Origin of the sequence: Nonomuraea turkmeniaca (assembly GCF_005889735.1) — a bacterium.
In the GTDB taxonomy this organism is placed as follows: domain Bacteria; phylum Actinomycetota; class Actinomycetes; order Streptosporangiales; family Streptosporangiaceae; genus Nonomuraea; species Nonomuraea turkmeniaca.
In genome coordinates this window covers 1-13,206 of sequence record NZ_VCKY01000275.1, presented here as the reverse complement: position 1 = coordinate 13,206, position 13,206 = coordinate 1, and the positions used below count along the sequence as shown (strand labels likewise).

At 69.0% G+C, this 13,206-nt stretch carries 13 protein-coding genes; 6 read left to right on the top strand and 7 right to left on the bottom strand.

Annotation, left to right across the window (positions count from 1 at the left end; all coding sequences use genetic code 11):
• The coding region (locus ETD86_RS46655; RefSeq protein ID WP_138673058.1) for a serine/threonine-protein kinase at positions 1-1,083 on the bottom strand (1,083 nt) is incomplete at its 3' end.
• A 170-nt stretch (positions 1,084-1,253) separates the two neighbouring features.
• Between ETD86_RS46655 and ETD86_RS46650 the strand changes: the two genes are divergently transcribed.
• Entirely contained in the window at positions 1,254-1,910 is a 657-nt protein-coding gene (locus ETD86_RS46650; protein ID WP_138673057.1) for a hypothetical protein, read from the top strand.
• A 3-nt stretch (positions 1,911-1,913) separates the two neighbouring features.
• Here the strand turns inward: ETD86_RS46650 and ETD86_RS46645 are convergent, their stop codons facing one another.
• On the bottom strand, positions 1,914-2,534 hold the full coding sequence (locus ETD86_RS46645; protein WP_138673056.1) for a response regulator: 621 nt from the start codon (positions 2,532-2,534) through the stop codon (positions 1,914-1,916).
• Entirely contained in the window at positions 2,531-3,649 is a 1,119-nt protein-coding gene (locus ETD86_RS46640; protein ID WP_211370741.1) for a GAF domain-containing sensor histidine kinase, read from the bottom strand. Before ETD86_RS46640 ends, ETD86_RS46645 begins: the two co-directional genes overlap by 4 nt.
• 106 nt (positions 3,650-3,755) lie before the next feature.
• Here ETD86_RS46640 and ETD86_RS46635 point away from each other — a divergent pair, with 106 nt between their 5' ends.
• The 4 genes from ETD86_RS46635 (at position 3,756) to serB (ending at position 7,378) form a co-directional block, all read left to right on the top strand.
• On the top strand, positions 3,756-4,415 hold the full coding sequence (locus ETD86_RS46635) for an SDR family NAD(P)-dependent oxidoreductase (protein WP_138673055.1): 660 nt from the start codon (positions 3,756-3,758) through the stop codon (positions 4,413-4,415).
• Entirely contained in the window at positions 4,412-5,425 is a 1,014-nt protein-coding gene (locus ETD86_RS46630) for an S-adenosylmethionine:tRNA ribosyltransferase-isomerase (RefSeq protein ID WP_138673054.1), read from the top strand. The genes ETD86_RS46635 and ETD86_RS46630 overlap by 4 nt, the downstream gene beginning before the upstream one ends.
• Before the next feature lie 22 nt (positions 5,426-5,447).
• Positions 5,448-6,086 (top strand): DUF11 domain-containing protein, encoded by a 639-nt coding sequence (locus ETD86_RS46625; RefSeq protein WP_138673053.1) that lies wholly within the window; start codon positions 5,448-5,450, stop codon positions 6,084-6,086.
• Between the two features lie 68 nt (positions 6,087-6,154).
• A complete protein-coding gene (gene serB, locus ETD86_RS46620; protein ID WP_211370740.1) occupies positions 6,155-7,378 on the top strand; it encodes a phosphoserine phosphatase SerB in 1,224 nt (407 codons plus the stop codon).
• A gap of 87 nt (positions 7,379-7,465) precedes the next feature.
• Here the strand turns inward: serB and ETD86_RS46615 are convergent, their stop codons facing one another.
• From ETD86_RS46615 to ETD86_RS46600, 4 genes are all read right to left on the bottom strand, one after another.
• The gene (locus ETD86_RS46615; protein WP_246149331.1) at positions 7,466-7,933 is read right to left on the bottom strand and encodes a SixA phosphatase family protein; all 468 of its coding nucleotides are present in this window, start codon (positions 7,931-7,933) and stop codon (positions 7,466-7,468) included.
• Positions 7,934-8,396: 463 nt separating this feature from the next.
• Positions 8,397-10,712, bottom strand: coding sequence for a sodium-translocating pyrophosphatase (locus ETD86_RS46610; RefSeq protein ID WP_138673051.1), 2,316 nt, complete (start codon positions 10,710-10,712; stop codon positions 8,397-8,399).
• A gap of 529 nt (positions 10,713-11,241) precedes the next feature.
• The gene (locus ETD86_RS46605; RefSeq protein WP_138673050.1) at positions 11,242-11,667 is read right to left on the bottom strand and encodes an ATP-binding protein; all 426 of its coding nucleotides are present in this window, start codon (positions 11,665-11,667) and stop codon (positions 11,242-11,244) included.
• Between the two features lies 1 nt (position 11,668).
• Positions 11,669-12,019, bottom strand: a complete 351-nt coding sequence (locus ETD86_RS46600; protein WP_020542579.1) for an STAS domain-containing protein — start codon at positions 12,017-12,019, stop codon at positions 11,669-11,671.
• 410 nt (positions 12,020-12,429) lie between these two features.
• Here ETD86_RS46600 and ETD86_RS46595 point away from each other — a divergent pair.
• The coding region (locus ETD86_RS46595; protein WP_342779352.1) for a DEAD/DEAH box helicase at positions 12,430-13,206 on the top strand (777 nt) is incomplete at its 3' end.

The window sequence follows — 13,206 nt, the reverse complement described above, 5'->3', positions numbered from 1 at the left end:
CGCCCCGGCAGCCCGAAGGCCGGAGGCCTGCGGTCCGGAAGTGGCGGCCGGAGGCGGGCCTTCCGGGCTGGCCCAGCCGGAGGGCGGAGGCGCCATAGGACCGGCGGCGGCTCCGAGGCCATGGGCAGCGGCAGGGCCGGGGACCGGCGTGGGCCCCAGGCCCGGATCGGGGGTCGGTGCAGGGCCGGAGGCGGGACTGTGGGGAGTGCTCTGTTCGGCGGCGAGTTGGGAGCCGGTCGTGAGGGCCACCTCGTCGTCCAGCCGGGGCGTCTCCCCCTGGTTCTCCAGCAGCGCGAACAGCGCGTCAGCCGCCGTAGGCCGATCCTCGGCCCGCTTGCTGAGGCAAGCCTGCACGATCGGCCGCAGATCGTCGGGCAAGACCGACAGATCCGGCTCCTCGTTCATCACCCGATAGATGACCGCAGGCAAACTGTCCTGCCCGAACGCAGGCCGCCCCGTAGCCGCGAACACCATGGTCAGACCCCAGCTGAACATGTCGCTGGCGGGCCCGACCCGTTCGGCGGAGATCTGCTCGGGCGACATGTACGCCGGCGTCCCCACCACCCCGCTGCTGATCGTCATCGCCGAGTCCAGAGCCCTGGCGATGCCGAAGTCGATCACCCGAGGCCCGTCGCTGCCGATCAACACGTTGCTCGGCTTGAAGTCCCGGTGCACGATCCCGGCCCGGTGGATGGCGGCCAGCGCGGTCACCGTACCGACGGCCAGCCGATACAGCGCACCTCCCTCGCGTGGCCCGTCCCGCTGCACCACGACCTGCAGTGACACGCCGTCGACCAGCTCGCTCACGATGTACGGCTGCTCACCGTCCATGTTGGCGCCGAGCACCTGCGCGGTGCAGAACTGGGCGACCCTGCGCGCCGCCGCCACTTCGCGCATGAAGCGCTCGCCATCTATCCCAGGCTTGTCGAGCCGGGTGTTCAGCAGCTTGATCGCCACGAGCCGCCCGTCGGGCGCCTCCCCCTTGAAGACGATCCCCTGCGCCCCTTTGCCCAGGCGGCCGAGCAGCCGGTAGATGCCCAGCGTCCGCGGATCACCCTGCTGTAAGGGGTGCGTTTCCGGCACCTGGTCCTCCCCCTTGTGCTAATCCCCCGATCACAAGCGTGATGGGCCCGTGCAAACCCCCGCAAGCCATCCCAGGTCACGAAAGATCATCGCTCTTTGCGAAAAATTTGCCCTCCGCAATAATCGTGGAGATGATCGGGGATTTCCAGCACCGTACGGGGAGCCGTCACATGCGCAAAAGCTTCAGCCTGTTCTTAGCCGGCGGACTCGCCGCCGGCACCCTGGCGGCGCCGGCCCAGGTCAGCGCCGCCACCGCCGCGGCGCCCGCAACGACCACGAACACCGCTGCCGCGGGGATGAAGCCGTACTCGAGTTTCAAGATCTCGGTCAAGCACACCAAGCGCACCAAGCGCGGTGGAAAGATCACGTATTACGTCAAAGCGACCAACCTGGGCCCGCACTACGCCGACTACTACTGGATGGGCGGCGAGGTGCCGAAGGGCGTCGTGCCGACCCTGCGCTGGGGCGGCCCCAAGGGCACGAAGTGCACCTGGGAAGACCGCTGGTTCTGGTGCTGGGGCCCGATCCGCCTGGAGAAGGGCAAGACCGACTGGCTCAACTTCCAGGTGACGCTGAAGAAGGGCACCAAGGGCACCGCGAAAGCCCGCGTCGGCGTGCTGTCGTTCGATGTGGACCAGGGCATGGAGAACATGAGCGAGGCGGAGCTCAAGCGCCTCGGCATCAAGGGCTACCACTGGCTCAAGACGGCCAAGACGACGATCGTCAGCCCGCCGCGCCCGGGGCGGAACTACACGCCGCCGCCCCCGGTCAAGGAGTACAACCCGCCGTCCAGCCACGTCGAGTCGAACAAGAAGAAGGACACCTGACCCTCACCCCAGGCCGTGCCGTACCGCGTACAGCGCGGCCTGGGTGCGGTCCTGCACGCCCAGCTTCATCAGCACGTTGGAGACGTGAGTCTTGACCGTCTTCTCCGCGACGGCCAGGCTCCTCGCGATCTCCTTGTTGGACCGGCCGGCCGCGATGAGCGCGAGGACCTCGCGTTCGCGGTCGGTCAGCGGGACCGCGGCGGGCACGTCCGGGGCGCCTCCCGAGGACAACATCGCCTCGGCCGCCTCGGGCGCGAGCAGGACCTGCCCGCCGTGTACGGCGCGGACCGCCTGGACCAGCGCGGGCGGGTCGACGTCCTTGTAGAGGAACCCGGACGCGCCCGCGCGCATCGCCGGGCCCACGTCCCCGCGATCGCTCACCGACGTCAGCACGACGATCCTGGTCGTGGTGCCGGACAGCCGCTCCAGCGTGCCGAGCCCGTCGAGCACCGGCATCTTCAGATCCAGCAGCAGCACGTCGGGGGCCAGCTCCGCGACCAGCCCGACTGCCTGCTCGCCGTCGCCGGCCTCGCCGACGACCGTGATGTCGTCCTGCAGGTCGAGGAACGTCCGCAGCCCCTGCCGCACCACTGGGTGATCGTCGGCGATCAGCACCCGGATCAAACGCCCACCTCCACGCGTACCGTCGTCCCCTGGCCGGGGGCCGACTCGACGGTCAGCGCGCCTCCGACCGACTCGGCTCTGTCCCGCATCGACACCAGCCCGAGCCCGCGCGACTCCGCCTGCTCGAACCCGCTGCCGTCGTCGCTGACGGTCAGCGCCAGCTTGCCGTCCTCATAAGCCAGCCGTACGAGGACGCGGCCGGCTCCGGAGTGTCTGAGCGCGTTGTGCAGCGCCTCCTGGGCCACCCGCAAAACCGCCACCTCGACCGCCGGATCCAGCGGCGGCAGCTCAGCGCACTCGAACACGACCAGGGACGGATGGAGCCGGTCGAGCATGCGTACGTGCTTGCGCAGCGTCTCGGACAACCCGTGCCGGTCGAGCTCGGCCGGGCGCAGCTCCACGATCACGGCGCGCAGCTCCGACAGGGCCTCGCCGGCCAGGCGCTGGACACGTTCGATCTCGACGGCCGCCTTGCCTGGGTCCTGCGTCAACATCGCGCCCGCGGCCTGGGCGGTGAGCCGGAGCGAGAAGAGCTTCTGCGTGACGGCGTCGTGCAGCTCCCTGGCCACCCGGTTGCGTTCCTCCAGCATGGCCAGCTCACGGCCCCGCTCGTAGAGCCTGGCGTTGGTCAGCGCGATGGCGGCGTGCGCGGCGAACAACGTGAGCAGGTCCTGGTCCTCCTGCGTGAAGCCGCCTCCGGGCGTGCGCTTGTTGGCCAGGAAGATGATGCCGAGCACCTGCTCGCTGTCGCGGATGGGGACGCCGAGGAAGTCCTTCATCACCGGATGCGCCTTCGGCCACCACTCGAACCTGGGGTCCTCGCGCAGGTCAGGCAGCCTGACGGGGGCTCCTTCGCGGAGCATCGCGCCGAGCATGCCATGCTGCCTGGGCAGCGGCCCGATGGCGTCCCACTGCTTGTCAGTGATGCCCTCGGCGACGAACTCGGCGAACGACCCGTCCTCGTCGGGCACGCCGAGCGCGGCGTAACGGGCGTCGAGCAGCCGCTGCGCCGAGCGTACGATGACCTGCAGCACCTCGCGGACCGACAGATGGCGGGTGACCGCGAGCACCGCGGAGCTCACCGCCTGCAAGATCTCGTCTCGGTCGGCCGTCACGGGACCACTCTATGGCCAGGGGGCCAGGGTCTTAGGACGATGTGCCCAGGCCCGGACCGGTCCTCAGCCCGATGTCAGGCGGCCGTCGCGTTCTTAGCGTCAAAGCATGACGAACACCGCACTCATCACCGGCGCCTCCCGCGGCCTCGGCCTCGCGCTGGCGCGCTCACTGGCAGCCTCCGGCTGGAACCTCGTCCTCACCGCCCGCGGGGCTGACGACCTGGAGCGGGTCGCCGCCGAGCTGGGCGCCACCGCGATCCCGGGTGACGTGGCCGACCCTGCGCACGTCGAGCGGCTGGCCCGGGCGGCCCCGGAGCTGGACCTGCTGGTCAACAACGCCAGCGACCTGGGCGTGACGCCGCTGCCGCCGCTGGCGGCATACCCGCTGGAGGCGTTCAGCGCACTGCTGGAGACGAACGTGACCGCTCCTCTCGCCCTCATCCAGGCCACGCTGCCGGCGCTGCGCGCTTCGTCCCACGGCGCCATCGTGAACGTCACCTCGGACGCCGCCACCGGCGCGTACGAGGGCTGGGGCGGCTACGGCGCGAGCAAGGCCGCCCTGGAGCAGCTGTCGAACGTGCTGGCCGCCGAAGAGCCTTCCGTGCGCGTCTGGTGGGTGGACCCCGGCGAGATGAACACCCGCATGCTGGCCGCCGCGGTGGGCGCCGAGGAGGCGGCCGCCGCGTCCGACCCGGCCAAGGTGGCCGCCGCGCTGCATGACCTGGTGAGCTCCCGGCCGGCCGGCGGAAAAGTGAGCCTGCAATGACCACGCCGGCACTCGACTTCGTGCTGCCGCCCGGCCTGTCGGCCCACGAGCCGCCCGAGGCCAGGGGGATGTCCAGGGACGCGGTTCGGCTGATGGTCTCGCGGGGCGACCTGGAGCCCGAGCACCGCCGGTTCGCGGAGCTGCCGGGGCTGCTCGACCCCGGGGACCTGATCGTGGTGAACAACTCGGCCACGCTGCCCGCCGCCGTCCGGCTGGACCGGCTGGCGGTGCACTTCTCCACCGCGCGCGAGGACGGCACGTGGCTCGTCGAGTTGCGCCGGCGTACCACGAAGTCGTCCGAGCCGTACGGCGGGGGCGAGGCCGGTGAGTGGCTGCCGCTGCCGGGGCGGGCCACGCTGCGGCTGATCGAGCGGGAGACGCCGCGGTTGTGGCGGGCGGAGCTGGATCGGGACGTGGAGGTCTACCTGCGTGCGCACGGGGTGCCGATCCGCTACTCCTACGTGGACCGCGACTGGCCGATCGACGCCTATCAGACCGTGTTCGCGACCGTGCCGGGCAGCGCGGAGATGCCGAGCGCGGCGCGGCCGTTCACCGCCGATCTCGTGACGGCGCTGGTGGCGCGCGGCGTCGGGATCGCACCGATCACGCTGCACACGGGGGTCGCCTCGCCGGAGAAGGACGAGCCGCCGTACGCGGAGCGGTACGAGGTGCCGGCCTCGACCGCGCGGCTGGTGAACCTGGCCCACCAGAACGGGAACCGGGTCGTGGCGGCGGGCACGACGGTCGTACGAGCTCTGGAGACGGCCGTGGACGCGGACGGGCAAGTGGCCGCTTCCGCGGGCTGGACCAGGCACGTCGTCACCCCAGAGCGGGGCGTACGGGCCGTCACGGGGCTGATCACCGGTCTGCACGAGCCGCGCTCCAGCCACCTGCTGATGCTGACCGCGGTGGCGGGCGAGAAGGCGCTGGCGCGGGCGTACGAGGAGGCGCTACGGGAGGGGTATCTGTGGCACGAGTTCGGCGACACACACTTGATACTGAAGAAATAGGCTTTACATAGATTTTGCCATTGTGATAGGAACAGCCGACATTTACGGGGGCTTGGCGTTGTACGTCCCCGTGCCCAATTCCTCACCGGAGACGTTGATGCGCAACTCCCTTCCTAAGGTCGCCACGCTGGCAGTGCTGGCCGGCGCCCTGCTCATCCCGGCTGTTCCCGCTTCCGCCGCCACCACGACCACCACCACCACGACCGCGACCAAGGCCGCCGATCCGTACTCCGCCTTCGCGGTCAAGGTGTCGGCGCCGAAGACGGTCAAGGCCGGCGGGAAGATCAAGTACACCATCGTCGCCACCAACAAGGGCCCGCACTACGCGGACTCGTGGTTCCTCGGCGGCGAGTTCCCCAAGGGCATCGACGTGAAGAAGGTCCGTTACATCTCGAATCACTCCGAGATGAGGTGTGGGCTCGCGTCGGCCCGTGTGTTCTACTGCCCGGCGACCGAAGTCATCGAGGTGGGTGACTCGGTCAGCATCACCTTCTATGCGACGTTGAAGAAGAGCGCCAAGGGCACCCAGACGGCGAACGTCGGCATCGTGACCTACAACGTCGACCAGGGCATGGAAGACATGAGCAAGGAGGAGCTGGACCGGCTCGGCGTCCCCGGCTTCGGCTTCAACAAGAAGGTCAAGACCAAGGTCGTTCGCTGACCCGTGCCCGGCCCGAATGGCGTACCTGCTGCGCGACCATCGGGCCGGGCCCAGTACCGTGACTGGATGTGGACCAGCAGCGCACCCTCCTGATCACCCTGACCGGCCCCGACCGTCCCGGTGTCACGTCGCGTCTCTTCTCCGTCCTTTCCGGCTTCCCCGTGACGGTCTCGGACATCGAGCAGGTCGTCATACGGAGCCGGCTCACGCTCGGCGTGCTCGTCACGTACGCGGGCGGCCCGTCGACCGGCACCGGCACCACACTCGGAGCCATGTGGACCGCCGTCGAGCGGGTGGCAGAGGACCTCGGCATGGAGGTCGAGCTCTCCACCGGATCCCAGGCCAAGGAGCAGCGCCGCCGCGGCCGCCTGTCGGTCAGCGTGCTCGGCGCCACGCTCCAGCCCGCCGCGATCGCGGGCATCGCCGGGCGCATCGCCGCCGCCGGCGCGAACATCGACCGCATCGAACGTCTCGCCCAGTGGCCCGTCACCTGCATCGAACTGTCCGTCTCGGGGGCCGACCCCGACGCCCTGCGGGTGGAGCTGGCCGCCGAGGCCGCCGCCCAGGAAGTGGACGTGGCCGTGCAGCGCACGGGCCTGTCCCGGCGAGCCAAGCGGCTGATCGTCATGGACGTCGACTCGACGCTCATCCAGGGTGAGGTCATCGAGCTGCTGGCGGCGCACGCCGGCTGCCTGGACGAGGTCGCCAGAGTGACCGAGCAGGCCATGCGCGGCGAGCTGGACTTCGCCGAGTCGCTGCGCAAGCGGGTCGCGTTGCTGGAGGGGCTGCCCGCCGAGGTCTTCGAGCACGTGCGCAAGGAGGTCGTGCTCACGCCCGGCGCCCGTACGCTGGTGCGGACTCTGAAGCGCCTCGACTTCCGCTTCGCCATCGTCAGCGGCGGCTTCACCCAAATCACCGACGGACTGGTCGATGAGCTGGGCATCGACTACTCCGCCGCGAACGTCCTGGAGGTCGTGGACGGGCGCCTGACCGGCAGGGTCGTCGGCGAGATCGTCGACCGGCCGGGCAAGGCCCGGGCACTGGAGCGCTTCGCGCGCGAGGCCCACCTGCCGATCTCCCAGACCGTGGCCATCGGCGACGGGGCCAACGACCTGGACATGATCGCGGCGGCCGGGCTGGGGATCGCGTTCAACGCCAAGCCGGTCGTACGGCAGGCCGCGGACACCGCGGTCAACACGCCGTACCTGGACTCGATCCTCTACCTGCTGGGGATCTCGCGGGACGAGGTGGAGGCGGCGGACGCCGAGGACGGCGCGCTCACGGCCGGCTAGCTGTCGGCTGGTTCTGCCGGCTGGCAATTGGCTGGTTCTGCCGGCTGGCCCGCGGCTGGTTCTTGGCCAGCCCGCGGCTTGTTTGCGCTAGCCCACCTTCGGGTCCCAGCGCGCCATGAGCCGGCCCTCCCCCGGGTACAGGTCCGCCCACGCCGACTCCACCCGGATCACCGCGAACGCCCCCGGCCGGAACACGTAGTCGCCTCCGGCCAGGCCCAAGGCCAGCTCGTGCACCCCGGGATTGTGGCCGCACAACACCACGGTGCCCAGCTCGGGATCCGACCGGCGGACCAGCTCCAGGAGCTCCTCCGGGTACGCCTCGTAAATGTCGCGCTCGTAGCTGATCTCCGCCTCGGGGAAGGCGATCTCGGCGGTGCGCTTGGTCCTGAGCGCCGGCGAGCAGAGCACCACGTCCGGTTCCAGCCCGGCCGCCCGGATCTCGTCACCCGCCCGCTTGGCGTCCCGCTCCCCGCGGTCGGTCAACGGCCGCTCCCGGTCCGCCAGGCCGGGGATTTGGGCTGCTTTCGCATGCCGCAGCACGATCAACGTCCGCACCGGATCACCCTGTCCTCGAAGCCCAGATGGCCAATGCGACAACCACGGCCAGGATGACGAGCATGGCCAGCAGAATGAGGCCCAGGGTCTTTCCGCCGCTGGGCTGCTTGTCATCTTCCACGCGCTCAGTTTCCCACCAAGGGGCCTCAGTGCCACGTCCGCCCACCGGACTGGCCTTCCGGCCGACCGGTGACCGATGGCCGAGGCCGATGGCCTGATGGCCTTCGTGCACAGCACCGCGTACTCGGGCGCCTTCGTCGCGCGCCGTGCTCTGCGCCGCGCCGTACGCCTAACGCTAACGCCGTGCACTTTGCGCCGTGCCGTGCGCCTTGCGCGACATGGCGGCCGGCCACCGGCGAGCAGCCGTCGAGAGCCGAGGGAGCTGAGGGAACCAAGCGCCCCGCGACGCGAAACACCCGCCCCCCACGAAGGGAGAGCGGGTGTCTCAGAGCGTGGAGCGGTGCTACGACGCGACCGGCTCGTGCTCGCGATTGTTGTCGTTGGCCGGCTCGCTGGTCGCCGACCGCCGCTTGGACACCACGATGGCGACGACCACCACGGCCACCGCCACCACAGTGATGACGATCCGCAGGACCGGGTTGCCCGCGTACAGCACCACCGCGGGCGCGACCAGCAGCGCCACCAGGTTCATCACCTTGATGAGCGGGTTGATGGCAGGCCCGGCCGTGTCCTTGAAGGGGTCGCCGACCGTGTCGCCGATGACCGTCGCGGCGTGCGCCTCCGACCCCTTGCCGCCGTGGTGCCCGTCCTCGACCAGCTTCTTGGCGTTGTCCCAGGCCCCACCGGAGTTCGCCAGGAACACCGCCATCAGCGTGCCACAGGCGATGGCCCCCGCCAGGAACGCGCCCAGCGGCGCGTACCCGAGAGCGAAGCCGACCGCGATCGGCGTCATGACGGCGAGCAAACCAGGCGTGGCCAGCTCACGGAGCGAGTCGCGGGTGCAGATGTCGACGACGCGCCCGTAATCCGGCTTCTCCGTGCCGTCCATGATGCCGGGCTTGCTGCGGAACTGCTCTCGCACCTCGAAGACGACCCGCATCGCGGCCCGTCCGACCGCCATGATCGCCAAGCCGGAGAACAGGAACACGACCGCGGCACCGATGATCAGCCCGACGAGGACGTTCGGGTTGTCGATGCCGAGGCTGAAGTTCTGGAAGATGCCCAGCGCATCCTTGATTCCCGCGTCCGCCTTGGCCAACTCGCTCTCCACGGCGGTGCGGAAGGCGCCGAACAACGCGGTCGCCGCCAACACGGCCGTAGCGATCGCGATGCCCTTGGTGATCGCCTTGGTGGTGTTGCCGACGGCGTCGAGGCTGGTGAGCACGCGGGCGCCCTCGCCGTCGATGTCACCGGACATTTCGGCGATGCCCTGGGCGTTGTCGGAGACCGGGCCGAAGGTGTCCATGGACACGATGACGCCGACCGTGGTCAGCAGGCCGGTGCCGGCCAGGGCCACCGCGAACAGCGCGAGCGTCACATTGCCGAAGCCCAGCAGGAACGCGCCGTAGACCGCGCCGGCGATGATCAGCGCGGAGTAGACGGCCGACTCCAGGCCGACGCTGATGCCGGCCAGGATGACGGTGGCGGCGCCGGTGCGCGAGCTCTCGCCGATCTCCCGTACGGGACGCCGGGTGGTCTCGGTGAAGTAGCCGGTCAGCAGCTGGATGGCGCTGGCCAGCACGAGGCCGATGAGGACGGCGCCGATGGCGATGAGCCGCGGGTCGGCGTCGGACTGGATGACCGAGCCAGTCAGGCCGCTGAAGTCGGCGGGCAGGTACCAGAAGGCCGCCGCGGTGACCAACACGGCCGAGATCGCGGCCGAGATGAAGAAGCTGCGGTTGATCGCGGCCATGCCGTTGCGGTCACCGTCGCGCATCCGGGTGACGAAGATGCCGATGATCGCCGTGATGACGCCGATCATCGGGACGATCAGGGGGAAGATCAGCCCCTGCTCGCCGAAGGCCGCCTTGCCGAGGATGAGGCTGGCGACCAGCATGACCGCGTACGACTCGAACAGGTCGGCCGCCATGCCGGCGCAGTCGCCGACGTTGTCGCCCACGTTGTCGGCGATGGTGGCGGCGTTACGCGGGTCGTCTTCGGGGATGCCCTGCTCGACCTTGCCGACCAGGTCGGCGCCGACGTCGGCGGCCTTGGTGAAGATGCCGCCGCCGACTCGCATGAACATCGCGAGCAGCGCCGCCCCGAACCCGAATCCTTCGAGCACGCCGGGCGCGTCGCCCTGGTAGATGAAGACGACCACGGCCGCGCCCAGCAGGCCGAGGCCCACGGTGAACATTCCGGCCACGCCGCCGGTGCGGAACGCGATGCGCATGGCGCGCTTCTCGCCCGAGTCTTTGGCCGCGGCGGCGACGCGGACGTTCCCGCGCACGGCCAGCCACATGCCTATGAACCCGGTCAGCGCCGAGAACACCGCCCCGACCACGAAGAAGATCGACCGCCCGATGCGGACGTCCATCTCCCCGGGTAGCAGGAGCAGCAGGAAGGGAATTATGACGACGAAGATCGCCAACGTGCGGAACTGGCGCGCCAGATAAGCTGCCGCGCCTTCTTGTACGGCACGGGCGATGTTCTGCATGCGTTCAGTGCCCTGGCCGGCGGACAGCACTTCGCGCACCAGGCCGCCGGCGACGGCTAGTGCGATCAGTGCGACCGCGGCGACCACGATCACGATGGTGAGATTGTTTGCGCTCAGGGCCAGATTGGACGCTGGCTCCAGTGCCAGCATGTGCCTGCTCATCGTTCTCCTCGGCAAGACCGGTCGTCCTGCCCGGGCGGTGCCTCCCGGCTACCTCGGCGGGTGTTGCGGCACCATCCGGGTTGTGGGTGCCGCTTCCGGTTGAATCCGCGTTCCGCCGGATCACCTTGGCCGGTGCCGGGAGTCTACGCAGGCAGTGAACGGATATGAAGGCTCCGAAGGTCACTAATTGTGCACGCGTCCAGTAATCCCCTGCCCGTGCCCTGGTTTGCACCCTGACAACCGAAATTTCCCCCTGTTTACGGTCATGACAAGGCCATGATGTGGACATCCGAAACCCGGTGTCGGAAAGCGCGTACAAGCAAGGCGTGACCGTGGACGATCCGAAGTCCTCGGTCACGCCTTGATGGAGACGAAGCCCACGGCCCACGCCTGTACTGAGGCGATGGTGCCCGTGGCGCCGTAAGGGCGGCCCGCCACTGAACGGGTCAGAAGCGTCTCCCTGGACAGGCCTCAGCCCCGTGCGGCGGGTGGCGCCGGGCTGGGCCACCGTAAAGAAAGGAAGGGAGAACTATGAAGTAGGGATGCCTGCGGCGGGCCAGCTCATGCGGATGTCAGTGCCCTTGGGGGTGGGAAAGACCTCCACGTCGTCGGCGAGTCCCGAGATGACGGCGAGACCGAAACCCGTCATGAACGAGTCGGAGAGCATCCCCAGGTCGAGAGGCTTCTCCTGCTGGACCTCATCGCTGGGGGCATGATCGCTGACCGTGACCTCGAAGCGCCCGGCGTCGTCACGCAGCTCGATGCGAATGGGCTCGCCCGGACAGTGAGCGCGGTGCGCCTCCACTGCCCGGGAGCACGCCTCACCCACGGCGAGCCTGACCTCGTCCAGCAGGGACTCCTCCACGCCGGTGCGGCGCGCTATCGCCGTGGCGACCAATCGTGCGGTCCGCACATGCGCGGGAAGGGCGCTGAACGTCAGCTCGACGGTAGCCATGCTACTTGTCTTTGCCGTGAGCTTCCTTGGCCTCGTCGACCGAAGCGTAGATCCCGAAGACCTTGGTCAGACCGGTGATCCGGAAGATCTTGAGGATGCGCTCCTGCGTGCAGACCAGCTCGAGGGAGCCATCGTGCGCGCGTACCCGCTTGAGCCCTCCGACCAGGACGCCGAGACCCGTGGAGTCGAGGAAGTCGACCTTCTCCATGTTGACGAGAAGGTGGAAGTTACCCTTGTTCACCAGGTCGATCAGAAGCTCACGCAATCTCGGCGCGGTGTAGACATCGATCTCACCCTCGACCTCGACGATGGTGAGTCGGTCCTCGTTGTGGTGATCCAACTTCAGATCCACAGATCCTCCAGCGCCTCGCCTGCGAAAGTACTCTTGCCGGCCTGGCAATCTGGAGTCTGGCCCCAGACTGTCCGACCTTGACGCGTGGGCATTCAACCACGCGTCTGGCTTGTGTCTATACGAAATCACGATTCCCGGCGACTTTGCCCATCGATGCAAGACTGGAAACAGTGACTTCCTCGGCATCCTCCCCACAACGCGCAGGTCCACTCCTCCGCCACCTGCTCAGTGTTCCCGCACGTCATGAGCGTGTCACCCATGTGGAGCATGTTCCAGCACGTCAGGCGGGTCAAGCCCGATGGCCCAAATGGACGCCAGAAGTACTTGTTACGCGCTTGGCGAACCGCGAGGTAACAGGACTCTGGCCTCACCAATACGAGGCCGCCGACCTGGCATTTCGTGGCCGAAACGTGATCATCTCCACAGGGACGGCTTCGGGGAAGTCGCTGGCGTACCTCACTCCCGCGGTCGCCTCATGTCTCGACGGCGGCACGGTGCTCTACCTGACGCCGACCAAGGCCCTGGCCGCCGACCAGCTGCGCGGGCTGCGTGAGCTGCGCATCACGCAGGTGCGCGCCGCCTGCTTCGACGGCGACACGCCGTTCGAGGAGCGGACGTGGGTACGCCAACACGCCAACTATGTCCTGACAAATCCAGACATGCTCCATCGGGGGATTCTGCCGCGCCACGCCCAGTGGTCCGCGTTCTTCCGCCGGCTCCGCCTGATCGTCGTGGACGAGTGCCACGGCTACCGCGGCGTCTTCGGCTCCCACGTCGCCCAAATCCTGCGCCGCCTGCGCCGGGTCTGCGCCCGGTACGGGTCGCGTCCCACCTTCCTGCTCGCCTCGGCGACGGCCAGCGAGCCCGGGACGTTCGCGATGAGGCTGACGGGGCTTGAGATGGACGAGGTGACCGTGGACGCCTCTCCCAAGGGGTCTACCACCATCGCGCTTTGGGAGCCGCCCCTGACGGAGCTACGGGGCGAGGGAGGGGCTCCTGTGCGGCGTACGGCGACGGCGGAGGCAGCGGATCTGCTGGCGGACCTCGTCCTGGCGGACATCCGCACGCTCGCCTTTGTCCGCTCCCGGCGCGGCGCGGAGACAGTCGCCCTGTCGGCCCGCGCCAAACTGGCCGACGTCGCCTTCTCCACCCCCTTCACCGGTACGGGCGCATCCCCTGTGCTCCCT

What these genes read in the sequence shown, in the direction of transcription:
- ETD86_RS46650 (WP_138673057.1), top strand. Translation starts at nt 1,254, where the DNA reads ATGCGCAAAAGCTTCAGCCTGTTCTTAGCCGGCGGACTCGCCGCCGGC.
- ETD86_RS46635 (WP_138673055.1), top strand. Translation starts at nt 3,756, where the DNA reads ATGACGAACACCGCACTCATCACCGGCGCCTCCCGCGGCCTCGGCCTC.
- ETD86_RS46630 (WP_138673054.1), top strand. Translation starts at nt 4,412, where the DNA reads ATGACCACGCCGGCACTCGACTTCGTGCTGCCGCCCGGCCTGTCGGCC.
- ETD86_RS46610 (WP_138673051.1), bottom strand. Translation starts at nt 10,712, where the DNA reads ATGAGCAGGCACATGCTGGCACTGGAGCCAGCGTCCAATCTGGCCCTG.
- ETD86_RS46605 (WP_138673050.1), bottom strand. Translation starts at nt 11,667, where the DNA reads ATGGCTACCGTCGAGCTGACGTTCAGCGCCCTTCCCGCGCATGTGCGG.